The sequence below is a fragment of the Billgrantia campisalis genome (assembly GCF_022341425.1).
In the GTDB taxonomy this organism is placed as follows: domain Bacteria; phylum Pseudomonadota; class Gammaproteobacteria; order Pseudomonadales; family Halomonadaceae; genus Halomonas; species Halomonas campisalis.
In genome coordinates this window covers 40404-65138 of the sequence record NZ_JABFUC010000013.1, presented here as the reverse complement: position 1 = coordinate 65138, position 24735 = coordinate 40404, and the positions used below count along the sequence as shown (strand labels likewise).

The following is a 24735-nucleotide window of genomic DNA, read 5'->3' as shown; positions in this document are numbered from 1 at the left end:
TTCAGCGTCTCAGGCGGCGAGCGCTTCCAGCGAGCATTCGATGATGGCCAGCCCCTCCTCCAGCACCTCGGAGGGGGCGGTGATCGGCACCAGCACCCGGACGGTGTTGCCGTAGAAGCCGCAGGAGAGCAGGATCAGCCCCTGCTCGCGGGCCTTGGCACAGAGTGCCTGGGCCAGGGCGGGGTCCGGCTTGCCGTCGGCGTCGAGCAGCTCGAAGGCCGCCATGGCACCCAGGTTGCGCGCATGGCCCACCGGGGCGAAGCGCTCCTCCCAGACGGCGAAGCGCTCGGCCAGCAAGCGACCCATCTGCTCGCTGCGCTCGAGGATATTCTCCTCCTCGATGGCATCGAACACCGCCAGCGCCGCCGCACAGGAGAGCGGGTTGCCGCTGTAGGTGCCGCCCAGGGACCCGGGGCCGGAGGCGTCCATGACCTCGGCGGTCCCCACCACCGCCGAGAGCGGCATGCCGTTGGCCAGGGACTTGGCGGTGGTCAGCATGTCGGCCTCGATGCCGCTGTGCTCCAGCGCGAAGAGCTTGCCGGTGCGCGCAAAGCCCGACTGCACCTCGTCAACGATCAGCAGGATGCCGTGGCGGTCGCAGATAGCGCGCAGCGCCTTGAGGTAATCGGGCGAGGCGATATAGAAGCCGCCCTCCCCCTGCACCGGCTCGATGACGATCGCAGCGACGCGGTGTGCCGGAATATCCGTCTTGAAGAGCTTCTCCAGGCCCGCCAGGGCCATCTCGTCACTGATGCCGTGAAGCGGGTTGGGATAGGGGGCGCGATAGACGTCGCCCGGCATGGGACCGAAATCATTCTTGTAGGGGAGCACTTTGCCGGTCATGGCCAGCGTCATCATGGTACGGCCGTGGAAGGCGCCGTCGAAGGTGATGACGCCGGAGCGGCCGGTGGCGGCGCGGGCGATCTTGACCGCGTTTTCCAGCGCCTCGGCACCGGTGTTGACCAGCATCGCCTTGCGCTCGGGGCCCTTGACCGGGGCCTTCTCGCAGAGCCGCTGACAGAGCTGGATATAGGGGGCGTAGGAGATCACCGCCGAGCAGGTGTGCATGACGCGCTCGAGCTGGTCCTGCACGGCCTTGACGATCCGCGGATGGCGGTGGCCCAGGTTGAGCACGCCGATACCGCCAGCGAAGTCGATCCAGCGCTGGCCGTCCTCATCCCACAGCTCGGCGTTCTCGGCACGGGCGACGAACTGCTCGGTGGGGGTGGCGGCACCGTTGGCCACGAAGCGCTTCTTGAGCTCGTTCAGCTCGGCGTTGGAGAAGGTCTGGGTCATGATGAAGTCCCTGTGGAGTCCAAAGGTTGTTGGATGGATAGCGTCGCGTCGCGCTCGAGGGTCAAAGGCCGCCCACGCAGACGTACTTGAGCTCGGTATACTCCTCGAGGCCGTGGCGCGACCCCTCGCGGCCGAGGCCTGACTCCTTGACGCCGCCGAAGGGGGCGAGCTCGGTGGAGATGATTCCCTCGTTGACCCCGACCATGCCGTACTCGAGCCCCTCCATGACGCGCCAGATGCGGCGGTAATCGCGGGCATAGAAGTAGGCGGCAAGCCCGAAGGGGGTATCGTTGGCCATGGCGATCGCCTCCTCCTCGTCGCGGAAGCGGAATACCGGCGCCAGCGGGCCGAAGGTCTCTTCGCTTGCCACGCACATCTCCGGGGTGGCATCGGCGATCACGGTGGGCGCATAGAAGCTCTGACCGAGGGCATGGGGTTTCCCGCCGCACAGCAGGCGGCCACCCTTGGCCACGGCGTCATCCACGTGGCGCTGCACCTTGTCGACGGCGGCCTGGTTGATCAGCGGACCGATCATCACGCCCGACGCGCGTCCATCGCCCACGGGCAGCGCGGCGACCTTTTCGGCGAGGGCCTCGACGAAGGCGTCGTAGATCCCCTCCTGGACCAGGAAGCGATTGGTGCAGACACAGGTCTGGCCGGCATTGCGGTACTTGGAGGCGATGGCACCCGCCACGGCGGCGTCTAGGTCGGCGTCGTCGAAGACGATGAAGGGGGCGTTGCCGCCGAGCTCCATGGAGGCCTTCTTGACGGTGCTGGCGCACTGGGCCAAGAGCCGCTTGCCCACCGGGGTGGAGCCGGTGAAGGAGACCTTGCGCACCCGCGGGTCGGTGGTCAGCACCTCGCCCACGGCCGCCGGGCTTGCGGCGGTCACCACGCTGATCACCCCTTCCGGGATACCCGCCTCTCGCGCCAGGCGCGCCAGCGCCAGGGCGGTGAGCGGGGTCGCCTCGGCCGGCTTGATGACCACCGTGCAACCCGCGGCGATGGCCGGGGCGCACTTGCGGGTGATCATCGCCATGGGGAAGTTCCAGGGGGTGATCGCCGCCACTACCCCGATCGGCTCGCGCAGCACCAGCAGGCGCTTGTCGGCGGCGTGAGTGGGCAGCGTCTCGCCGGCCATGCGCTTGGCCTCCTCGGCGAAGTACTCGATGAAGCTGGCGCCATAGGTGACCTCGCCCCGTGACTCGGCCAGCGGCTTGCCCTGCTCCAGCGTCATCAGCTCGGCAAGCCCCTCGGCCTGCTCCTGGATGCGCAGGAACCAGGCCCGCAGCAGCGCGGCGCGCTCCTTGGCCGTAACTTTCTTCCAGGCGGCACCGGCCGCCTCGGCGGCGGCCACGGCCTGGCGCGCTTCCTCAGCACCCAGATCGGCCACCTGGGCGAGCAGCTCCCCGGTAGCCGGGTTGGTCACGGGAAAGCGAGCGCTGCCGGTCAGCCACTCTCCGCCCACCAGGGCTGCGGCCGTACCATCGATCAACAGCGAGTCGATCAGCGTCATGGGGGGTCTCCTCTTGTTGGCATCGACCGGCACGCTAGCAGCAACCTGTCCCGCCACCTATGGACCACTTCCCCCGCTCGGGTGGACCAATGCAGACCGGCAGGTGATAATCGGCGCACCGCCGCGCAGCCAATAGCCACCCTATGCCCTCTCACGCCTCGCTCGCCCCGCTACTTGCCCGCTTCGGCCAGCAGCCCGAACGCCTGGGCAAGAGCGTGCGTGTCGAACAGGCCCTGCGCCTGGCGATCCTGTATGACTGGCCGCCCGGAAGCCGCTTGCCCGCTCACCGTCTGCTCTGCCGGGAGCTGGGTGTCGCGCGCGACACCCTCGCCCAGGCCATGCGCCGCCTGGGCGAGGAGGGTTTTATCCTCACCGGACAGGGTCAGGGCACCTGGACCCGACGCCCCGGCATGCCCCACTCGGCGCCAATGGAAAGTCCGCCACGCCTCTCTTCGCGGGCGAACTCCATCCTCAACGCCCCCAGCGCCAGCACCATCCAGAGCGGCGCCTTCATGCCCGGCATTCCCGACATCACCCAGTTCCCCATGGCCAAGTGGCGGGAGCTCTATGCCAGTGTCACCGTGCCGCGCAACGCCCTGCTGCTCTCCTACTCCAGCGGCGGCTACGGCCCGCTCAAACGCGCCATCCGCGACTTCCTGTGGCGCTGGCGACAGCTGGAGTGCGAAACCGACCAGATCATTATCACCGAGGGCACCCACAACGGTATCGAGCTATGCGCCCTGGCCCTCACCGACGTCGGTGATCGGATCCTCATGGAGTCGCCCTGCTACTGGGGCGCGCGCAATGTCTTCACCGCCGCGGGCGCCCGGGTGGAGCAGCTGGCCTGGTCACCCGACACGGGGCATGCCACGCAAGGCCCCTCTGCCCCCGTGCGGCTGGCCTACTTCACCGGCTCCCACCACTACCCGCTCAGCGTGCCCACCTCCCCGACTCATCGACAGGCGCTCTGCGCGCGCCTTAAGCCCGACTTCGTGCTCGAGGATGACTACGAGTTCAACGGCGAGGATGGCGCCAACCTGATGTTCAACGGACGCTCGGGGAATCACCTGCTGGTGGGCTCCTTCTCGAAGCTGATGTTTCCGGGCCTGCGGCTGGGCTACCTGGTGGCTCCGCCGGCCCTGGTGGAGCCGCTCAACCAGCTGCGCAGCGAGGTCTTCCGCGAGGGTCGCCTGCTGGACCAGGCCGCTCTGGCCCAGTTCATCGCCGAAGGGGAGCTGGATGCCTGGTATCGGCGCATCCAGCGCGACTACCTGGCCCGCCAGCAGGTGATGCACGACCAGCTGATACAGGTGCCCGGCGTGACTCACGTCTCGCCACCCAGCCACTCCATCAGCCTCTGCGTGCAGTTCGCGCCGGGGGTCGATGACAAGCGCATCGTCAACAGACTCCTGCAATCCCACCTTGTCGCCCGCCCGCTGAGTCTGGCCTGCTCAGACAACGACCCGCGCAGCGGTCTGATCCTGGGTATCGGCATGCTCTCCGGCAACACCCTGGCCGCCGAGGCGGTACGCCTTCGCCATATTCTGACGCGCTGCCTCGGCGCCTGACGCCCTCTCCCAGCCGCTCGACCAAAGTCCCACGCCCGCCCTCGCGGCCCGAAACACCCCGGCAGGCGTCCGTCAAACCGCCCCCGGCGCCATCGACAGGCCAATTGGTCCATTTTTCACGGACATTGGTCCATAGCCTCCCGCTTGCCGTTGCTGCTAGCGTTCCCCGGTGCCTGAGATGCTCAGCAGGTGTGCGGGCAGCGGTCCGCGACGCCATTCTGCAAAGCGTTAGCAGGGTAAAAGTACCGCCGCTAAATATAGAAATATTTTGAAAATTTCTATGGTGGGCACTTTTATCTTATGCTTAACTCGAATCGCATATGCACAATTGACATCAGGCACAGGCCAATATCCAGACAACGAACAATCCGAACATTCGATCACGAAGAGGCCTCTATGAAACTTCCTACCCTACTCAAGACCACCCTGGCCACCTCGGTAGCCGCTTCCCTCCTCGCCAGCCAGCTGGTGTATGCCGATAGCGTGCGCCTGCGCATGCACACCTTCTACGGCACCGAGGTCGACGCCATCGCCGCCGACCTGCGCGATCGCGTCAGCGAGGCGAGCGACGGCTCCATTCGCATCCAGTTCTCACGCGGTGGCGAGCTGGTGGACAGCGATCAGTTCGTGGATGCCGTGGCTCGCGGCACCATCGACATCGCCCACGGCGTCGGCAGCTACTGGCCGGGGCGCGTCGGCATCGGCATCATCGAAGGCGGCCTGCCCGGGGCCTGGGTCAACGTCGAGGAAGCCCGCGACATCTTTGCCAACCAGGGGCTGGATGAGCTGGTCGCAGAGGCCTATGAAGAGCAGGGCGTCAAGCTGATCGGCCGCGGCTTCGGCAGTGACTACGGTCTGCTGACCCGCGAGCCGGTGACCAGCCTGGAAGATCTGCAATCGATGCGTATCCGCGCTACCAGCTCCATTGCCACTGTGCTGGAGCAGTTCGATATCCCGACGGTCTTCCTGCCGGGCGAGGAGCTCTATGTGGCCCTGTCGACCGGTGTGATCGACGGCGCCGTCTACGGTGGCCCGGTGGAATACGAGCAGCTCAAGCTCCACGAAGTCGCCAAGCATTACACCGACATCAACCTGCTCAATCCAGGCTGGACCGAGAACGCCCTGATCAATCCCCGCACCTGGGAGCGCCTCTCCGCCGAGCAGCAGGAGATCCTGACCGAGGCGCTCGACCAGTACCTGTTAGACGTCCATAACTGGCTGGAGGAGGGCAACCAGCGCATCATCGACGAGGGCGAGGTGTTCGAGTTCGCCATGCTGTCGGAGGAAGACTCCATGCGCCTGGCCGAGGCCTCGCTGCCTATCTGGGAAGCCGAAGCCGAGAAGTCCGAACGCAACGCCCGTGCCGTAGAGATCCTGATCAACAACGCCATCGAGCAAGGACGGCTGAGTGAGTAAAGTCACCCTCTATCTCAGGGTGCAGGACGGCCTTTCCGACTGGGTCGGGAGGGCCGTCTCCTGGCTGACGCTGGGGATCATCGGTGTACTGCTTTTCGAGGTCGTGGCTCGCTACATTCTCAATTCCCCCACGATCTGGGGGCACGAGCTTTCGACCATGTTCTTCGGTGCACTCAGTATCCTGGCGGGAAGCTACACCCTGCGTCATCAAGGTCACGTGCGCAGCGACGTCATCTATCGCCTGCTACCACGGCGCGTCCAGGCCTTCTGCGACCTGGTGATCTTCATTCTGGCCCTGGTCGTGCTGGCGATCGTGCTGCAGATGGCAGTGGACTTCGCCTACCACTCCTGGCGCATCGGCGAATTCTCCAACCGCAGCGTCTGGCGCCCACCGCTCTGGCCGATCAAGGCCACCATCCCCGTGGCCGTGGGCCTGCTGATGCTCCAGTGCCTGGCCGAGCTGGTGCGTGCCGCTGTGCGCCTGGCCGGCATCTCCTACCGGGACCCCCGCGACGATCAAGGTGCCACAGGCCAATGAGCGTCACTCCGCGAACCACCTCATTCCCGGCACGCTCAGGCGGCGTGCCGAAAGAAGGGCTTCACTATGACTGAACTCGAGCCCCTGACAATTACCGCCATCATGTTCCTCTCCATGCTGGTGCTCATGGCGATGGGGGCCCCGCTGGCCCTGGCGCTGATGATTTCGGGCATGGGCAGTGCCTACATGATGTTCGGCCCGGGCGGTCTGGACCTGCTGCTGGCCTCGGCCCACAGTGCCATGGCCAACTTCCTGCTGGTCTCCCTGCCACTATTCATCTTCATGGGTCTCGTGCTCGAAAAATCGGGTATCACCGATGACCTGTTCGGCATGATCCACAAGCTGATGGGCAGCGTCCCCGGCGGTCTCGGGGTGGGCACGGTGCTGATCTGTGCGCTGATCGCCGCCATGGCAGGGGTCTCCGGCGCCGCCACCGTCAGCCTCGGCATCATCGCCCTGCCCGCCATGCTCAAGCGCGGCTATCACAAGCGGCTGGTCACCGGCACCATCATGGCCGGCGGCGCCCTGGGCTTTCTGATCCCGCCCAGCGTGCTGATGATCGTCTACGCCTTCCTGGCCCGGGAGTCGGTGGGCAAGCTGTTCGCTGCCGGCCTGATGCCGGGCCTGATGCTGGCCGGTATCTACATGGCCTATATCCTGATCCGCTGCCGCTTCAATCCGGAGCTCGGGCCTGCCACACCGCCGGAGGAACGGTTCACGACCAAGGAGAAGCTGCAGTCCCTGCGCCATATCCTGGCGCCAGGCCTGCTGGTGGTCACGGTGCTCGGCAGCATCATCGGCGGGATCACCTCACCGTCCGAGGCGTCAGCGGTTGGCGCTGGCGGGGCCCTGCTGATCGCCGCCGCGCGCGGCAAGCTCAGCTGGAAGCTGCTGCGCTACGTGATGCTCAACACCACCCAGATCACCGGCATGCTGATCTGGATTGCCATTGCCGCGGTCTTCTTCAGCCGGATCTACATGGGCCTGGGCGCCGGCATGGTGATCAGTGACATGGTCGAGGACTTCGCCCTCTCCCCCTATGCCGTGATCATCTTCATGCTGCTCAGCTTCTTCGTGCTAGGCATGTTTCTGGATGACTTCGCCATCCTGTTCATCACGGTGCCGCTCTACGTGCCCATCGTGCGCGAACTGGGCTTCGACCCCATCTGGTTTGCGGTGCTATTCATCCTGAGCATGCAGTCCGCCTACCTGACGCCACCCTTCGGCTACAATCTGTTCTACATGCGATCGGTGGCACCCAAGTCGATCACCATCGTCGACATCTACCGCTCCGCCCTACCCTTCGTGGGGCTGCAGATCCTCGGCCTGGCGCTGATCGTGGCTTTCCCGAGCATCGCCCTGTGGCTGCCCAATCTGCTCTTCTAGCCACTCTCGCAAACCCCGAGGCGGGGGCCTGCCCGGCCCCCGCCTCGCCCCGCCATCGCCCCCTTCCCGCTGCCACCAAAGCATCATCGAAACGGGACTGGCAAAACCCCGCAAAAGCCCCCATGATGTGGGTGTCGAAACCGCCCAATGGAGCATCATGAGCCCGGCACGCCATACCGTCAGCGCGGAGCGCAACGAACCTCCGCCTAGATGCCCTGACCTCGACGTCAGGGACCTGGAAAAACGTACACGCCTCATGCGCATCCTGACCCGGCTGATTGCCGTGTCAGACCTCGGCAGCCGAGAGATCGCCCGGCGCGCCGGGCTGCCTGCCCAGAAGATCAGCGACCTGCTGTCCGGGCGGCTGGAGCACCTGTCGGTGGATGAGCTGCGCCTTGTCTATAGGACCATCGATCCGGAAGGTGCCCCGCACTAGCTACCTCGCGCTCCTGCACCGACTCCCCACGCCTCGTCGCCACGACGAGGCGTTTTTGCGCCCCCGGCAATGGCAGGGGCCCCGTCATGCGTGGCAACTGATATAGTCGGAGGGCGAGTCCACCACATTCACGACAGGGAGCGTGACATGCAGCCGACCAATCCCCAGGAGCAACTGCGCGACCTTATCGAGCCTCTCTACCGGGGCAAGTTCTGGATGCAGCTCACCGGCGTGATGCTGATTCTCTCGGGGCTGATGACTGCGCTGTCGATCATCGGCCTGATCGTCGCCTGGATTCCGATCTGGGGGGGCTGGGTGCTGATGCAGGCCGCCGGCGCCACCGGGCGAGTCTACGAGAGTGGCGATTACCTTGAAATGAAGCACGCCATGCGCAAGCTCAAGACCTACTTCACCATCTTCGGCGTGCTGATCCTGATCTACCTGATCATTGCCGTCGTCGGCCTGTTGTTCGGCGCCATTGGCATGGGCGGCATGATGAGTGGCATGGGCGGGATGTGAGCCACTCGCTGATCCCGGTCGAAGCGTGAACGCCACTGACGGCTGGGGCGTTTTCGTGGGAGGCCGCCGGGACTACCCCGAGCCCCTCCTCTTGCCCGAGGCGGCCGAATCGTCCTGACACGAGCCGCCGCCGGGGGCCGGTGGGTCTTGGTTAAGCGGCGAAGGCGCGGCGCTGCAGAGGCGGTTTCGGCCCTCGGCCTTGGCCCGATAGAGGGCGGCATCGAGGCGCTTCAGCCAGCAGGCGTCCGGCTCCTCCGGCGAGATTTCCGCCACCCCGAAGCTGCTGGTCACGCGGGGGACGGGATGGAAGTTCGCCGCCTCGATCGCCTGGCGCAGCCGTTCGGCCAGGATCATCGCGCCCGACAGGGGCGTATCGGGTAACAGCAGCATGAACTCTTCACCGCCCCAGCGCGCCAGCACATCCACCTCGCGCAGGTGCTCCTTACAGATTGCCACCAGCGTGCGCAGCACCTTGTCGCCGATGCTGTGGCCGAAGCCATCGTTAACGCGCTTGAAGTGGTCGAGATCCAGCATCACCAGACTCAGCGGGCGCTCTCCCCGAAGCGCCAGGGCACGCTCACGCTCCAGCAGGGTGAGAAAACGGCCGCGGTTGACCGCGCCGGTGAGGGGATCATGGCCGGCCAGGTGCTCCAGCTCGGCCTGATAGCGCTTGGTCTGGCTGATGTCGCGCAGGATGGTCGCAATACTGTCCGGCTTTCCATCCTCGTTGCGCCGAGCCACGATCAGCTGTGAGACCGGCAGCTCGCCCTGGGGCGTGTACAGCGCGGTCTCCGCATACCAGTAGCCGTGACGCTGGGCGAAGGGAATGCCCTCATTCTCGATCAGCCGCCTGGCCCACTCCGGATGCGCGGCGGCCAATGCCTCGGGCAGCGCCTCGGGCAGCTCACCCACCAGGCGCCGTCCCGCCTGGTTGAGGTAGACCACCCGCTGCTCGGCGTCGGTGATGGAAACGAAGTCCGGCGAGGCGTCGAGCAGATGGGTCAGGCGCTCCGTGAGCACCTGCGCCTCCCTGCGGGCGGTGACGTCTTCGATGACGCCGTCGAACACCACGCTGCCGTCCGGCTCGGTTCGCCGCCTCGCCGTCACCTCGACCCAGATCGGACGTCCCTTGAGCGAACGCATGCGCAGCGGCCAGCGGTTGATGGCCCCTTCCCGCAGCAACGCCTCGCTAAAGGCCTCGCGCTGTTCGGGAGCCTCGTACAGCCTGGCGAGGGGCACCGCCAGCAGCGCCTGCTCGGACTCTGCCTCGAAGATCTCCAGCATGGCCCGGTTGACGGTGATGAAACGCCCCTCGGGCCCGGGGGTATTACGGTAGACCCCCACCGGCAGGTGGCGAAACAGCTCATGGTCGATCTCGAGCTGGGCCTGATAGCGCTTCTCGTCGGTGACATCGACGATGATGGAGTGCAGATAGTGGCGCTCCCCCACCGTGACCGGCCCGGTGTAGACATGCACGTCGCGTTGCTCGCCCGTGGCGGTACGATGGCGAAACTCGAAGAACAGCTGATGGCAGGCACGCGCCTCGGCCATTCGCGCCCGTATCTCGTCGGGGGCAAGGCAGTTGATATCGACGACGTTCATCCGCTTGAGCTCGGCCAGGGAATAGCCGTAGAAGGCCGCCGCCGAGGGGTTGGCATCGACGATGCGACCGTCGCGGGGATCGATCAGCAGCTTCACCGCCGGGTTGGTCGTGAACATTTCCCGGTAGAGCGAGACCTGCTCGGCCTCGCCGTGCCAGAGGGGCGACAGCAGCGTCAGCTGAATCGCCGCTCTACCCTGCCACGCCAGGCGGCGAAGGCGAACCTCGGCGAAGGTCTGTCCCGCCAGCGTGCTAAAGGGGCCATGGCAGCCTTCGTCAGTGCCCTCCTCTTCGCCAGGCTCCATCTCGGGTAACACCGACCAGCACTCGCGAATCTCCCGGCAGTCCACAGCGGACCACAGCCGCCCCAGGCTCAGCCCTTCACCGGCGAACGCCGGTTCGAAAAGCCCCAGCGCCGCCTCATTGGCAAACAGGATCTCGCCTTCGCACCCCACCACCAGAACCGGCACCGGCAGCCCTTGAACCAGGGCCTCGAATGAGCCGACAGGGGTGGCGGCGCCAGGGTATACCATTGATACTCCTCAGCTATATTAATTACATATCAACTTGAAAAAGTTAATTATTTTACCACACCCCCGTGGATTTATCATGAAACGCCCTCACAGGAAGGCCTCGGCCTCGAGTGGCGTGAAATTGCCGATACTCGAGCCCAGGAAGAACGCCACGACCCGCGACCCCGCCCGGCAACTGCAGGCAACGCGAGAAATCGCCCCAGGCCGCATGCACTTCCAGCCACGGATAGTCCGCCGCCAGGCGGCGGGTGCTCTGCAACAGAAAATCGCGCGAGATATCCATGCCCAAGTAGCGGCAAGGCCGCATCGCTTCGAGTAACAGGCGCACCTTGCGACTGGCGCCGCTGCCCAACTCGACCAGCAGCGATTCCGGCCCGACCAGCGAGGCGATCTCCTCGGCGGCCGCGGCCAGGATTCCCTCCTCGGTGCGAGTCAGATAGTACTCGGGCTGACAGCAGATCGATTCGAATAGCCAAGAGCCCCGCTCATCGTAGAACCACTTGGGCGACAAGGCCTTCGGGACACGGCAAAGTCCAGCGATCACATCGTCGAGAAACGACGGCCTCGCCTCATCGACACGCTGATCGTGGAAGCGCACTGCAGTGGACATCGCTTACCCTCGATGACGAACGGTGGTGTCGGCAGGATGCGAATCGCCGCTGGATCTAGCGCCAACACCTCATCAACCTAGAGCGAGCCTGACCATGCAGCAACCGCAGCAGCCGGTGTTAAGGGACATCGTCCTCGTCGGCGGTGGGCATACACACGCAGGGGTGCTGAAGCGCTTCGCCATGAAACCCGAGCCCGGCGTCAGGCTCACCATGGTCTGCCGCGACACCCATACCCCCTATTCGGGCATGCTGCCGGGCTATGTCGCCGGCCACTACGCCTACGACGACGTGCATATCGACCTGCGCCGGCTGGCGGAGTACGCCGGGGCACGCTTCTTCAGCGACGAGGTCATCGGCATCGACCCGGCGGCGCAGAGCGTGCTCTGCCGTTCACGCCCTCCGGTACCCTACGACTGGATGTCGATCAATATCGGCTCGACCCCCAGCATGAATGCGGTCAACGGCGCCGGCGAACACGCCGTCCCGGTCAAGCCGATCCACCAGTTCAATGACCGCTGGCAGGCACTGCTCGAGCGTCTCACGCACCCACACACCGGGCACCACCCCGGCCAGACCCGGGTCGCGGTGGTCGGCGCCGGCGCCGGCGGTGTCGAACTGCTGCTGGCCATGCAGTACCGGTTGAGAAATGAACTGACCACCCTGGCCCGCGACCCCAACGAACTGAGTTTTTCTCTCTTCACCCGTGACGCTCAGATCCTGCCGACCCATAACCCCCGGGTGCGCAGCCACTTCCAGGCCATCCTGAAGCGCCGCAGCGTCGCGGTCCACACCGCCGCTGACGTGGTCGGCGTGGAAGCGGGCCGGCTACAGACCGCCGACGGCACCTGGCACGACGCCGACGAAATCGTCTGGGTCACCCACGCCGGGGGCGCCGCCTGGCTACGCGATACTCACCTGACACTCGACGACGACGGCTTCATCCAGGTCAGCGACACCCTGCAGTCACTATCCGACCCGCGGATCTTCGCCGCCGGCGATATCGCCAGCCAGGTCAATCATCCCCGGGAGAAGGCCGGTGTCTTCGCCGTCCGCCAGGGGCGCCCGCTGGCCGACAACCTGCGCGCCGCCGTGACCGGCCGCCCCCTTTCGCCCTACCGCCCCCAGGCAAAGTGGCTGGCGCTGATCAGCACCGGCGACCGTCACGCCGTGGCCTCCCGCGGCGGGCTCTTCCTGGCCGGCGACTGGGTGTGGCGCTGGAAGGACGGCATCGACCGGCGCTTCATGGCCCGATTCACAACCCGGCTCAACGACCTGCCGCCGATGGAGGAGGGTGCCATGAGGGCGCCCCGCACCAGCCGGGTGGCACTGAATGAGGAAGAGAGCGCCCAGGCGATCTCGGCCCTTGCCATGCGCTGCGGTGGCTGCGGCGCCAAGGTGGGGGCCACGGTGCTCTCCCGGGCCCTCGCGACCCTGCAGCCGGTGGAGCGGACCGAAGTACTGGTGGGCCTGCATGCCCCGGACGATGCCGCCGTGGTGCGAATACCCGCGGGCAAGGATGCGGTGTATACCATCGACTTCTTCCGCGCCTTCATCGACGACCCCTATGTGTTCGGCAAGATCGCCGCCAATCACGCCCTGGGGGACATCTTCGCCATGGGCGCCGAGGCCCAGACCGCCACCGCCGTGGCCACGGTGCCCCAGGGCCTCGAGGCCAAGGTCGAGGACACCGTCTACCAGATGATGCGGGGCGCCGTGGAGGTGCTCAACGAGGCCGGCTGCGCCCTGGTCGGCGGCCACACCGGTGAGGGCAGCGAGCTGGCCCTGGGGTTTGCCGTCAATGGCCTGATCGACGCCGGCGGGGCGAGCGCCCTGACGAAAGGCGGTCTGCACCCCGGCCAGGTATTGATCCTGACCAAACCCATCGGCACCGGCACCCTGTTTGCCGCCCATGCCCGGCTCGGCGCCCGGGGCCGCTGGATCGATGCCGCCCTGGCAAACATGTGCCAGTCCAACCGACAGGGCGCGAGCTGCCTGCGCGAGCACGGCGCGACCGCCTGCACCGACCTCACCGGCTTCGGCCTGCTGGGCCACCTGGTCGAGATGACACGCCCCTCGCGGGTGGATGCCGAAATCGACCTGACGGCGCTGCCCCTGCTCAAGGGGGCCGAGGAGACCGTGGCCGCCGGCATCCTGAGCTCGCTGCAGCCCGCCAACGTGCGCCTGCGCCGGGCCATCCGCGACCAGGCGGCCTGGGTCGAGCACCCCCGCTACCCGCTGCTGTTCGATCCCCAGACCGCCGGCGGCCTGCTGGCCAGCGTGCCCGCCGAACGCGCCGCGGCCTGCCTCGCTGCCCTGCGCGCCCTGGGCTACGCCCGGGCCGCCATCATCGGCCGTATCCTCGAGCCCGGCGAGGCGCTGGAGCCAATCCGCCTGACTGGCTGAGGACGGAGGGGCGAGGGGGGCAGAGGCCGCGCCTGAGCCACCAGGGGACGGCTGATCCATAACGGCTACCGCAACGTCTTCACCCCGGAGCACCGGGATATCCTGGCGGGGTTTCGTACCTGCGCGCTCTGAGCGGGGACAGCCTCCGGATTTTCGGTATCATGCCCGTTCCGGTCAACCAGGCTCCAGTGCCCGTTTTCACTACCGACTTTGTCACAAGGATTGTCTTCCATGCACCGCAACCCGTTGCCTGCGCTCACCCTGCTGCTCACCACCCTATTGGCGCCCGCCCTGGCCGCCGCCCAGACGCTGGTCTTCACCGCCATCCCCGACGAGGATGAGACCCGCCTGCAGCAGCGCTTCCAGGCCGTGGCCGACTACCTCGCCGAGACGCTGGAGATCGAGGTGCGCTTCATTCCGGTCACCTCCTACGCCGCCTCGGTCACCGCCTTTCGCAACAACCAGGTGCAGCTGGCCTGGTTCGGCGGCTTCACCGGCGTTCAGGCACGCCAGCTGGTGCCGGGTTCCCGCGCCATCGCCCAGGGCGTGGAGGACCCGGACTACAAGAGCTACTTCATCGCCAACCAGGCCACCGGCCTCGAACCCCACGACGGCGACACGGCCCCCGAGGGGCTCCGCGACCTGACCTTCAGCTTCGGCTCCCAGAGCTCCACCTCCGGGCGCCTGCTGCCGGAATACTTCCTGCGCGAGCACCTCGGGGGCTCGCCCGACGAGCTGTTCACCCGGGTCGGCTTCAGCGGCAATCACAGCCGCACCATTTCGGTGGTGCAGTCCGGCGCCTATCAGGCCGGCGTGGTCAGCTACAAGGCGTGGGAGAACGAGCTCGAGGCGGGCAACATCGACCTGGACCGGGTCCAGGTGATCTGGGAATCACCACCCTACCCCGACTACCAGTGGACGGTGCGCGGCGACGTCGACGAGCGCTTCGGCGAGGGCTTCACCGAGCACCTGCAGCAGGCGCTGCTCGACATGGAGGACCCCGACCTGCTCGCCAGCTTCCCCCGTGCCGGCTTCATCCCGGCCGAGAACGACGACTACCAGGAAATTCTCGAGGTCGCCCAGTCCCTGGGGCTGCTCGACTGATGACCGTGCTGGCGCTGCATGACGCCGTCGCCACCTATGGCGAGGTGCGCGTGCTCGGCCCGCTGAGTCTGACCCTGGCCCCCGCCGAGCGGGTGGCGCTGGTGGGACGCAGCGGTACCGGCAAGTCGACGCTGCTGTCGGTGATGTATGACCGCTGGCGTGACCAAGGGGCCGCCCTGATGCCCCAGGATCTCGGCCTGGTGGCGACACTCTCGGTGTTCCACAACGTCTACATGGGCCGGCTCGACCGCTACCCCTGGTGGCGCAACCTGCTGACCCTGGTGCGTCCACGACCCGCTGACGTGACGCAGGTGAATGCCCTGCTCACCCGGCTCGGCCTCGACGACAAGCTCTGGACCCCCTGCGGCGAACTTTCCGGCGGGCAGCGCCAGCGCGTTGCCGTGGCGCGGGTCATCCATCAGTGCGGCGGCATGCTGCTCGCCGACGAGCCGGTCTCGGCCCTCGACGGCCCCCTCTCCGAGGTGACCCTGACCGCCCTGACCGACGCCTACCCGACCGCGGTGCTGGCCATGCACGACGTGGACCTGGCGCTGCGCTACTGCAGCCGGGTGATCGGCATCCAGGATGGCGCCATTGCCATCGACCAGCCCAGCCACCGCCTCTCCGCCACCGACCTGCTGCCGCTCTACTGATGCCGTTGACCGCCACCCGTCGCGTTACCCTGGGGCTCGTCCTGCTGGCCGCGGTGTGCCTGCTGTTCGGCGATTTCGAGATCAGCACCCACGACCCCTGGCACGCCCTGGGCCGCCTGTTCATGGGCTTGATCCAGCCCGACTTCTCCCGGGTCGACTTCCTCGGCGAGGCTGTGCTGCGCACCCTGGCCTTCGCCTTCGTCGGCGTGGGCCTCGGCGCGGCGGCCGGCATGCTGCTGGCCCTGCTCTTCCAGCATCTCTGGGTACGCACCTTCTGCGCCTTCATCCGCGCCATTCACGAACTGTTCTGGGCGCTGATCTTTCTGCAGAGCTTCGGCCTGCATCCGATCACCGGGGTGCTGGCCATCGCCATCCCCTATGCCGGCACCTTTGCCAAGGTCTATGCCGAGATCCTCGACGAGTGCGACCCACAGCCGGAGCGCACCCTGCCACAGCGCGCCGGGCGACTCTCGGCACTGGTCTATACCCGCATCAGCCAGGCCTGGCCGCATCTGGTCAGCTACACGGCCTATCGGCTGGAGTGCGGCCTGCGCTCCAGTGCGGTGATCGGTTTCGTCGGCATGCCGACCCTGGGGTTTCACCTCGCGGGTGCCTTCGCCCAGGGCCACTACGGCACGGTGGGGGCCTTGCTGCTGCTCTTCTACGCGCTGATCGCCAGCCTGCGGTTCTGGGTGCGGCCACGGCTGCTGCCTGTCTACCTGCTGGCCTCCCCCTTCCTGCTGGGCACCGGACTGCCGATCATGTGGAGCAATGTCTCGCGCTTCTTCACCCACGACATCGTGCCGGCCCCGCTGCGCCGCGGCGAGGGGCTGGAGGGCCTCTGGTCATGGCTGGGCGATCTCCTGCTGGGCCAGGCCCTGCCCGGCATCTGGAACACCCTGCTGCTGACCCAGATCGCCCTGGTGCTCACCGGGGTACTGGCGATGACGCTGTTCCCGCTGATCTCTCACCATTTCACGGGGCGCCATTTCACCGGCCGGGTGCGCGGCGCCCTGGGGCACGGCGTACTGGTGGTGATGCGCTCCACGCCTGAGTACCTGCTGGCCTTCATCCTGCTGCAGCTCTGGGGGCCCTCGATGCTGCCGGCGATGATCGCCCTGGCAATGCATAACGCCGGCATCATCGGCCACCTGGTCGGACGGCGCAGCAACGAGATACCGCTGCGCCAGGACGCGTCACGCGGCATCAATCGCTACGCCTACGAGGTGGCACCGCGGGTCTATGGCCCCTTCCTGGCACTGCTTTTCTACCGCTGGGAGATCATCATGCGCGAGACGGCCATCCTCGGCATTCTCGGCATCGCCACCCTGGGCTTCTACGTCGACAGCGCCATCCAGGAGATCCGCTTCGACCGCGCCATGGTGCTCATCCTGATCACCGCGCTGCTCAACATCGGCGTGGATATTCTCGCCCGCCGGCTGCGGGCCCGCCTGCGCCTGAGCCACACCGCCCAGAGCGAGCCGTGACGTGGGCGATCTCCTGTCTGCGGTGCGAGTTAGTGCTCCTTTCAGAACCCTATCAGAGAGATGGGCTGTTCCGGGGGCAGGCCTTCGCGAAGGCGCTGTAAACCCTTCCCTGGGCGCTACATTCTTCATCCATGAAGAATGACCTTCGCTACGACCTGCCCCCGGCGCCCATCAGCCGCCGGGAGTTTTGTTAGTCGCTCTTAGCCGATCGCTCCGACAGGTCGGTCACCGCCCCCGTCGAGGCAGAACTCACCATGCGCGCGTACTTGGCCAGCACCCCCCGGGTGTAGCGCGGGGCCGGCTGCTGCCAGGCGGTGCGACGGCGCATCAGCTCCTCGTCGGAGAGGTCGACATCGATGGTGTCGGCCTCGGCGTCGATGGTGATCCGATCGCCGTCCTCCACCAGCGCCAGGGGGCCGCCGTCGAAGGCCTCGGGAGTCACGTGGCCCACCACGAAGCCGTGACTGCCGCCGGAGAAGCGCCCATCGGTGATCAACGCCACCTCGCTGCCCAGGCCCCTGCCCATGATCGCCGAGGTCGGGGTGAGCATCTCGCGCATGCCGGGCCCGCCCTTCGGCCCCTCGTAGCGGATCACCACCACGTCGCCGGCCACCACGCTGCCGTCGTTGATGCGCGCCTGGGCCTCCTCCTCGGAACCGAACACCCTGGCGGTGCCGGAAAAGCGCGTGCCCTCCTTGCCGGTGATCTTGGCTACCGCTCCCTCCGGCGCCAGGTTGCCGTAGAGGATGCGCAGGTGGCTCTCGGCCTTGATGGGCTTATCCAGCGCCGCAATGATCCGCTGGTCATCGGGATAGGGCGCGACGCTTGCCAGGTTTTCGGCCAGCGTGGCGCCGGTGACCGTCAGGCAGTCGCCGTGCAGCAGGCCAGCGTCGAGCAGCGTCTTCATCAGCGGCTGGATACCGCCGATCTCGACCAGCTCGCTCATCATGTAGTGGCCGCTGGGGCGCAGGTCGGCCAGCACCGGCACGCGCTTGCCGATCCGGGTGAAGTCATCCAGAGAGAGCGCCACGTCCATGGTGCGGGCCATGCCGATCAGGTGCAGCACCGCATTGGTGGAGCCACCGAGCGCGATCACCACGGTAATGGCGTTCTCGAAGGCCTCCCGGGTCATGATGTCGGAGGGCTTGATGTCGCGTTCGAGCAGCGCGAGCACCGCGGCCCCGGCCGCCTCGCAGTCCTCGCGTTTGTCGCGGGAGACGGCGTTCTGCGCCGAGCTGCCCGGCAGGCTCATGCCCAACGCCTCGATGGCCGAGGCCATGGTGTTGGCGGTGTACATGCCACCGCAGGAGCCGGGGCCGGGAATCGCCGTCTCCTCGATCTGCTTGAGCTCGATCAGGTCGATATCACCGCGGGAGTGGGCGCCCATGGCCTCGAACACCGAGATGATATCGGTGTGGCCCTTGCCGGGCAGGATGGTACCGCCATAGACGAAGACGCTGGGGCGGTTGAGCCGCGCCAGCCCCATCAGACAGCCCGGCATGTTCTTGTCGCAGCCGCCGATGGCCACCAGGCCGTCGAAGCCCTCGCAGCCGGCCACCGTCTCGATGGAGTCGGCGATCACCTCCCGGGACACCAGCGAATACTTCATACCCTCGGTGCCATTGGCGATGCCATCGGAGATGGTGATGGTGTTGAAGATCACCCCCTTGCCACCGGCGGCGTCGGCGCCATCGCTGGCATGGCGGGCCAGCTCATCGATATGGCTGTTGCAGGGGGTGAGGTTGCTCCAGGTGGAAGCGATACCCACCTGGGGCTTGGCGAAGTCGTCGTCGGTGAAGCCCACCGCGCGCAGCATGGCGCGGCCGGCCGCCTTGCCGACGCCATCCACCACAGCGGCGGAGTAGCGGCGGCGGGGATCCTTCGGGGTATCGCTCATCAGGGCGCTCCATCTTAGCCAGGGGTGACCTGAAGTAGAGTGGACCCAGAGCCCCCAGGCTGACAACACCTCATCAGAAGGACCCACGCGGCTGCCCAACCTTCTATGGATGCCGATAAGTCTGGCGGCCTGGGAGGGTGGCACTAGTCTGAAGAAAGGACTGCGAAAAACTAGGTCGAAAAAACCAGTGAACCTTCCAGGATGCTCCAGCGACCTATGTCTGAACCCCGCAGCCCGTCTCAGCAAGAACAATGATCTGGAGGTCATCATGCAATCCATCTTCACCAAGGCCCGTCTCACCGCTGCCGCCATTACCCTGGCCGCCACCGCCCTGACGATCCCCGCCGCCTCGGCCTATACCGTTTATAAACTCGAAGAGAATCTCTACGCGATCATCTGCCAGGATGGCGCCATCTTCTCCTACTCCGGGGGGCCCGGCGGCATCGGTATCGTCGGCGAAGCCCTCTGCGAGAACCATGGCGGCGTCGTCGGTGACGGCGGCGGCGGCATCGACGTGCTTCCTGCCGACCGTCAGCTGGCCCGCAGCGTTGAAAGCTGCCAGCGAGGCCGCGGCGAGCAGGTCAGGCGCAACGTCACGAAATGTGCCGACAAGGCCAGCCCCGCCCTGCTTCGGCAAGCCCGGGGCGGCGGTGGCGGAGCCGGCAAAGCTAACGTTCAGGACTCAACAATCAGTCGTGACTGATACGAAGCGGACCTTTGGCCATGCGATCGCCATGGCCACTGGCTCGCCTAGCCCCGGGAGAATCCCATGAAATCCCCCTTCAACGGATCCCGCCTGGTTGCCCTCATTGCCGGCCTGGTGACCATGGCCCTGATGATCCCTGCCGCCTCGGCGTATACCATCCACCAGCTGGGATCCCTGCATTACGCCATCATTTGCGAGGATGGCACCAGCTTCTCCATCCACTCCAACCTGGATGGTGCCGTCATCAATGCCCCCCTCTTCTGTGCGGGGCATGGGGGCATTGCCGGTGGCAATGACGGCGACATGACTGTGGTCCGCGCCTCCAAAGAGCTCACTCGTGACATGGAAGCCTGCCAACGCTCCGGCGGACAGAGGATAAAGCGCGATGTCATACGCTGCCCCAAATCTTCCGGTCTCTCCGAGCGCGGTGCCCGCACGGGCAGGCTATCGGAATAAGCCAATTTTCGTCGGAACAGGGAGGTTCCGGCGAGATCTTGTCTTCTCGTCGAGCGGTTCGAGTCGGTGAGTGGCTATGACTGTGAGTGACTATCCGGCTGACTGACGAAAGGCAGCGAAGAACAAGAATTCACACATCGAGACGGTACCTACCATGAACCTGGCTCGCTCGTTAACGCCACTCCTGCTGCTGCCCTCCCTCATGGCGCTTGGGGCCTCCCCGACCGGACAGTGGTCAACCACGCTCGTCGCTCCGGAGGCGCGAAGCTTCTACCAGCCCGGCGATGTGCTATCGGTGGAATTCTCCGATGTCGTCGCCTCGGAGTGGCGGCCTTTCATCCACTTGGAGCTCGACAGTATCGACGTCACCGAGATGGTGGCCTGGGAAACTCGAAGCCTGCGCTATCAGCCGGTAAGCGCCATGTCCGCCGGCGAGCACGAACTTCGCCTGATGTACTATGGCGATGACGGCTCGATAGAGGAGCTTGGCTACTGGACCTTCGAGGTGCGCCAGACCGACACCTTCAAGACCATCACCCTCGATGGCAACAGCGAAGTGACCGTCAATCAGCGTCTCGCCGAGCACAACCTGTCGGGCCCTCCCGATTACAGCGCCGATGGCTACAGTCAATGGTTCACCGAACTGCAGTCCGACCGGGTGCGCATCGAGGGGACCGGCGAGCTGGCCTATGCCAACCGGCCCGAACAGAGCATTACCGGGCGGCGCCTGGACATGCCCCAGTTCTCCCTCCTAGCGGAAACCGAGCGCACGAGAGTGACCGCAGGGGACCAGCGCATGGGTCAGCAAAGCCTGGTGATGGATGGCTACCAACAGCGCGGCCTGCAGGGTGAACTGGCACTGGACACCTTCGACACCACCTTCCAGCTATTCGGCATGAGCGGGAACCGCGAGCTCGGCATCGACGATGGCCTGGGGCTCAGCGACCCCGACAACCGCATCATCGGCACCCGCTGGCAGAGTCAGTGGCAGCCCGGCGACACCAACGAGCTACAGCTATCCGCCACCTATCTCACGGGGGGCATCAGCGAGCCCGATGCCGGCAGCTGGAGCTCGACACCCACAACGCGAGTCCACGATGGCCATGCCTGGAATGCCGTGCTGGATGGTTTCTTCCTGGAGCGCAGGCTGAGGATGCGCGGAGAGCATGCGACCAGTCGCTATGACTTCGACGGCCGGGACTTCGGTTTCGATGCCGTGGCCGATTCCGCCTGGTCCACCCTGGTATTGCTGGACCCCGACCCCACCGACTGGGAGACACCGCTCGACTGGCAAATCGGTGCCGAGGCGCAGAGAGTCGGCCCCTTCTATCGCAGCCTGGCGCACAGCAACCTTCCATCCGACCTCTACATGCGCCGGATCTTCGCCTCGGCCAACCGCGACAAGTGGTACTGGGACGCCAGCCTTGCCCTCGAAGAAGACAACCTGGACGACTTCGCCGCCTATGCCACCACTGAAACACGCCGCTGGAACCTGCAGCTGGGCTACGACGAGTACGAGCCCCCCGAACCGGGCAGCCTGTTCGCCCTGCTGGGACAGCCAAGCTATTCCCTGTCACTTGACCGCGTCGACCGCGAGGACAAGCGAACACCCCCCGGATACCTGCCCAACGACACCCGTGTCGAGGGCATCTGGGCGAGCGCCGCCTTCCGGCAGGATGACTGGTACTGGTCGGTCGATCTCGGCGCGGAGCGCTTCAGCGACCACACCGGCTGGCAGCCGGATAGCGACACCTACAGCCTGGGGTGGCAACTCGGCCTGGAACTCTCCGAGCACTACCGTATCAACCTGGGCTGGCAGGGCAACCAGACCCGCTACCGTGATGGAGGCGAACGTATCGATCAGCAGATCTTCTCGCTGGGCGGCAATGGGCAGTTCGTACCCGACCGGCTTGCGGGGAGCCTGAACCTGAGCCTCAACCAGAACAACGCGGAAGACGACCCCTTCTTTCCACAGCGCGATGAGTCGCTCCATGTCAGCGGACAACTCGACTGGCGTATCCGCAAGCCAGAGCGCAACCGTGCCGGGCTGGACCTGTCACTGAGCTACAGCGGCACCACCCTGCGTGACCGGCTCTATGGCCAGGGTACCTTGAACCGGGACCAGGTCTGGCTGGAACTGCGAACCACGCTCCCGACGGCCTATCCGGGAGGCATGCAATGACACCCCTTCGCCCTTGTCTCCTCGTCCTGCTGCTGATGTCGCTGGCATCGGGTGCCCAGGCCCAGGTCACCGCCCTGTGCGACGCTCGCTTTCCCTGCACCAGCAACCCGAGTGCCACCGCTGGGGTGGACAGTCGCGTCAACCTGACCTGGCGCGGTCAGGCACGTACCAGCCCCCGGCTGTCCCAGTCACTGGTATCGAATCAGGGGACCTTCCTCCTGGGCGATCCCGTCGGTGGCCAACGGCTCGGCACGTCACCGACCCCGCTGGTTCAGCCCATCGGACCCTCAACGGATGATCGCGGTGTCGAGTTCCGAATGACCGAATCGCTGCGTGTCCCGGCGGCCATCAGCCAGCAGGCGGCACGCCAGGGCGAACGGCAGCTGTTCTACGTTCGCCAATTCGGCCTGGAAGGTTCCGAGCCGATGACCGGAGTACAGGTGATCACTCTCCAGCAGGGGGTGCCGGGTCGCGGCGGCGCCATTCCCGAGGGGACCGAACCCTCTGCCACCGGCGTGACTATTCAGCGTGTCAGCCTGTTCTTCGATCGCGGGAGCCTAACCGAGACCCTGCGTCCGGATGAGACCCTCCAGGCAACCGCCCGGATCAGCTATCAAGGCGCCGGCATCGTCAATGCCATCTGGGAGGTGGCGACGCCCGCCAGCACACGCGGTCAGCCTCTCTATGCCCCCCTGTCCTATGTTCGCCAGTACCTGGGGGCTGGCCGGGAGCTGACCCTCACCTCTCCGCCACTGCCCAGCGACACCTCCGGCATCCACCGGGTCAGGCTGCGCTTCCTGCCCCCCACCGAGATCGAAGGATTACCCACGCTTAGCTACCGCATCAGCGAAGGGGCCCTGCAGAGGGACAGCAGGGTCCCCACCATCGCTATCTTCCCGCCGGAATCGGCAAGCCCGCTGAGCCGGGAGACACGCTTCCGCTGGCGGCCGGTAGCGGGCAGCCATGCCTATCAGCTGGAATTCTACGACCGCTGGCCAGGGGCAATCGGCGTCGAGGCCAGCTCGCCTGGCAATTCACGACATGCCCAGCGCCAGCCGGCAACCCTGGATCTGGCACCCATCACCGGTCAGGTCGTGGTGGGGGAGCGGACCTCGACCTCCCCGAGCAGCTCCCTGCTCAGCCACCTGGAGGCCGACAAGCGCTACTATTGGCGCCTGATTGCCATCGACGCGCAAGGCGGAATAATCGCCGCCAGCCCTCTCGAGGCCATTCTCCACGCCCCCTGATACCTCGAGGTAGCCATGGATGACCGCCCGGATAACGAGTTACTCACCGCCATCGCAAACCAGGAGATGCCAGCCCTGAGCGAACTCTATCGGCGCCATCAGCGGCGCGTCTATCACTTCGTGCTCTCGAAATTGAACGATCCCTTCACGGCCAACGACCTACTCAACGACACCATGCTGGAAGTCTGGCGCTCCGCTGGACGTTTCCAGGGAAGGGCCAGGGTCACCACCTGGCTGCTGAGCATCGCCCACCACAAGGTGCTGGATCTCTGGCGCCAGCAAGGGCGTCGACAATCCACCGAACTGGACGAGACCATGATCGATGAATCTCCAGGTGCCGATGTCGAAGCCGTGACGCTGGCCGTCCGCGACAAGGAGCGGCTGGCACAGTGCATGGCACGGCTCTCGACAGAGCACCGGGAAATTCTTCATCTGGTGTTCTTCGAGGAGCTCAACTACGAGGAGATCGGCCAGATCATCGGCATTCCCGAGGGTACCGTGAAATCACGCGTCCACCACGCCAAGAAGTTGCTCAAGCAGCACCTGACAAATCTCGACAGGGGGGCCGCATGAACGACCTCGACAGGAACGACACAGCCGGGAACGCCATCGAAGAGAAGCTGCCCCTCTATGTGAATGGCCGACTCGATGACGAGGAACGCCGACAAGTGGAAAGGGCCCTGGCAGAGGATCCCGAACTGGCTCGCGAGGTCGAATTCCAGATGGCCCTGAAAGAGACCCTGCAGCAATCGACGGATGAACCACCCGTCGAGCTTGGCCTGGCCCGACTCCAGCGCGACATCCACCGTGAGACCGCTGCCAGTCAGCCACCCAGCGCCAGGACTCGGCGCTACTGGAAACCCTTGGCGCTGGCGGCCTGCCTGTTGCTGGCCATCCAGACCGGCTTCCAGCTCACCACTCTGTCCACCGACAGCGACTGGGCCCTGCTGTCCGGTGAACCCACCCCTCCGGGGCCACAGCTCCGGATCGCCTTTCACGACACCGCCACCGCCGAGCAGATTCGCGACAGCCTGGGCTCACGAGAGGCACGCATCGTCGATGGACCCGGTGCCCTGGGTCTCTACACCATTCAGCTGCCCGCGCACAGCGATAGCGACACCATCCGGCGAGAGCTCGATGAGCTGCCCTTCGTCGAGGAGGTGAGTTCGCCGTGATCCACC

21 protein-coding genes are annotated in these 24735 nt (G+C 65.9%); 16 read left to right on the top strand and 5 right to left on the bottom strand.

The annotated features are described in order from the left end of the window. Nucleotides 1-9 precede the first annotated feature (9 nt). Together gabT and HOP52_RS15210 are read right to left on the bottom strand one after the other, a co-directional pair. Nucleotides 10-1296, bottom strand: coding sequence for a 4-aminobutyrate--2-oxoglutarate transaminase (gabT, locus tag HOP52_RS15215; RefSeq protein ID WP_238978256.1), 1287 nt, complete (start codon nucleotides 1294-1296; stop codon nucleotides 10-12). Between the two features lie 61 nt (nucleotides 1297-1357). Continuing rightward, nucleotides 1358-2812 carry an NAD-dependent succinate-semialdehyde dehydrogenase gene (locus tag HOP52_RS15210; RefSeq protein WP_238978255.1) on the bottom strand — a complete coding sequence of 485 codons (1455 nt, stop codon included), beginning with the start codon at nucleotides 2810-2812 and terminating at the stop codon, nucleotides 1358-1360. A 143-nt stretch (nucleotides 2813-2955) separates the two neighbouring features. Between HOP52_RS15210 and HOP52_RS15205 the strand changes: the two genes are divergently transcribed. From HOP52_RS15205 to HOP52_RS15180, 6 genes are all read left to right on the top strand, one after another. Further along, complete coding sequence (locus HOP52_RS15205; RefSeq protein ID WP_238978254.1) at nucleotides 2956-4380, top strand: aminotransferase-like domain-containing protein; 1425 nt, start codon at nucleotides 2956-2958, stop codon at nucleotides 4378-4380. 396 nt (nucleotides 4381-4776) lie between these two features. Next, nucleotides 4777-5796 (top strand): TRAP transporter substrate-binding protein DctP, encoded by a 1020-nt coding sequence (dctP, locus tag HOP52_RS15200; RefSeq protein WP_238978253.1) that lies wholly within the window; start codon nucleotides 4777-4779, stop codon nucleotides 5794-5796. After that, nucleotides 5789-6334, top strand: a complete 546-nt coding sequence (locus tag HOP52_RS15195; RefSeq protein WP_238978252.1) for a TRAP transporter small permease subunit — start codon at nucleotides 5789-5791, stop codon at nucleotides 6332-6334. The genes dctP and HOP52_RS15195 overlap by 8 nt, the downstream gene beginning before the upstream one ends. Nucleotides 6335-6400: 66 nt before the next feature. Then, on the top strand, nucleotides 6401-7720 hold the full coding sequence (locus HOP52_RS15190; protein ID WP_238978251.1) for a TRAP transporter large permease: 1320 nt from the start codon (nucleotides 6401-6403) through the stop codon (nucleotides 7718-7720). Between the two features lie 157 nt (nucleotides 7721-7877). Further along, a complete protein-coding gene (locus tag HOP52_RS19640; protein ID WP_275298228.1) occupies nucleotides 7878-8156 on the top strand; it encodes an XRE family transcriptional regulator in 279 nt (92 codons plus the stop codon). Nucleotides 8157-8303: 147 nt separating this feature from the next. Then, nucleotides 8304-8675, top strand: coding sequence for a DUF5362 family protein (locus HOP52_RS15180; RefSeq protein WP_238978249.1), 372 nt, complete (start codon nucleotides 8304-8306; stop codon nucleotides 8673-8675). Nucleotides 8676-8747: 72 nt separating this feature from the next. Here HOP52_RS15180 and HOP52_RS15175 read toward each other — a convergent pair whose 3' ends face one another. After that, nucleotides 8748-10808: a GGDEF domain-containing protein gene (locus HOP52_RS15175; protein WP_238978248.1), complete on the bottom strand. Its 2061-nt coding sequence runs from the start codon at nucleotides 10806-10808 to the stop codon at nucleotides 8748-8750. 52 nt (nucleotides 10809-10860) lie between these two features. After that, nucleotides 10861-11406: an L-histidine N(alpha)-methyltransferase gene (locus HOP52_RS15170; RefSeq protein WP_238978247.1), complete on the bottom strand. Its 546-nt coding sequence runs from the start codon at nucleotides 11404-11406 to the stop codon at nucleotides 10861-10863. Between the two features lie 106 nt (nucleotides 11407-11512). Here HOP52_RS15170 and selD point away from each other — a divergent pair, with 106 nt between their 5' ends. The 4 genes from selD to HOP52_RS15150 all read left to right on the top strand — a co-directional run bounded on the left by selD (nucleotide 11513) and on the right by HOP52_RS15150 (nucleotide 17066). Further along, nucleotides 11513-13822: a selenide, water dikinase SelD gene (gene selD / locus HOP52_RS15165; RefSeq protein WP_238978246.1), complete on the top strand. Its 2310-nt coding sequence runs from the start codon at nucleotides 11513-11515 to the stop codon at nucleotides 13820-13822. A gap of 231 nt (nucleotides 13823-14053) precedes the next feature. Continuing rightward, entirely contained in the window at nucleotides 14054-14926 is an 873-nt protein-coding gene (locus HOP52_RS15160) for a putative selenate ABC transporter substrate-binding protein (RefSeq protein ID WP_238978245.1), read from the top strand. Beyond that, nucleotides 14926-15579: an ATP-binding cassette domain-containing protein gene (locus tag HOP52_RS15155; protein ID WP_238978244.1), complete on the top strand. Its 654-nt coding sequence runs from the start codon at nucleotides 14926-14928 to the stop codon at nucleotides 15577-15579. Before HOP52_RS15160 ends, HOP52_RS15155 begins: the two co-directional genes overlap by 1 nt. Further along, nucleotides 15579-17066 carry a PhnE/PtxC family ABC transporter permease gene (locus HOP52_RS15150; RefSeq protein ID WP_238978243.1) on the top strand — a complete coding sequence of 496 codons (1488 nt, stop codon included), beginning with the start codon at nucleotides 15579-15581 and terminating at the stop codon, nucleotides 17064-17066. The genes HOP52_RS15155 and HOP52_RS15150 overlap by 1 nt, the downstream gene beginning before the upstream one ends. A 190-nt stretch (nucleotides 17067-17256) precedes the next feature. Here the strand turns inward: HOP52_RS15150 and ilvD are convergent, their stop codons facing one another. Continuing rightward, nucleotides 17257-18963 carry a dihydroxy-acid dehydratase gene (ilvD, locus tag HOP52_RS15145; protein ID WP_238978242.1) on the bottom strand — a complete coding sequence of 569 codons (1707 nt, stop codon included), beginning with the start codon at nucleotides 18961-18963 and terminating at the stop codon, nucleotides 17257-17259. A gap of 268 nt (nucleotides 18964-19231) precedes the next feature. Between ilvD and HOP52_RS15140 the strand changes: the two genes are divergently transcribed. The 6 genes from HOP52_RS15140 (at nucleotide 19232) to HOP52_RS15115 (ending at nucleotide 24729) form a co-directional block, all read left to right on the top strand. Continuing rightward, the gene (locus tag HOP52_RS15140) at nucleotides 19232-19666 is read left to right on the top strand and encodes a hypothetical protein (protein WP_238978241.1); all 435 of its coding nucleotides are present in this window, start codon (nucleotides 19232-19234) and stop codon (nucleotides 19664-19666) included. 66 nt (nucleotides 19667-19732) lie between these two features. Next, nucleotides 19733-20125 carry a hypothetical protein gene (locus HOP52_RS15135; protein WP_238978240.1) on the top strand — a complete coding sequence of 131 codons (393 nt, stop codon included), beginning with the start codon at nucleotides 19733-19735 and terminating at the stop codon, nucleotides 20123-20125. 295 nt (nucleotides 20126-20420) lie between these two features. Next, nucleotides 20421-22307, top strand: a complete 1887-nt coding sequence (locus HOP52_RS15130; protein WP_238978239.1) for a hypothetical protein — start codon at nucleotides 20421-20423, stop codon at nucleotides 22305-22307. Further along, complete coding sequence (locus tag HOP52_RS15125) at nucleotides 22304-23554, top strand: hypothetical protein (protein WP_238978238.1); 1251 nt, start codon at nucleotides 22304-22306, stop codon at nucleotides 23552-23554. The genes HOP52_RS15130 and HOP52_RS15125 overlap by 4 nt, the downstream gene beginning before the upstream one ends. A 15-nt stretch (nucleotides 23555-23569) precedes the next feature. Further along, nucleotides 23570-24127 (top strand): sigma-70 family RNA polymerase sigma factor, encoded by a 558-nt coding sequence (locus HOP52_RS15120; protein WP_238978237.1) that lies wholly within the window; start codon nucleotides 23570-23572, stop codon nucleotides 24125-24127. Beyond that, entirely contained in the window at nucleotides 24124-24729 is a 606-nt protein-coding gene (locus HOP52_RS15115) for a zf-HC2 domain-containing protein (protein WP_238978236.1), read from the top strand. Before HOP52_RS15120 ends, HOP52_RS15115 begins: the two co-directional genes overlap by 4 nt. Nucleotides 24730-24735 lie beyond the last annotated feature (6 nt).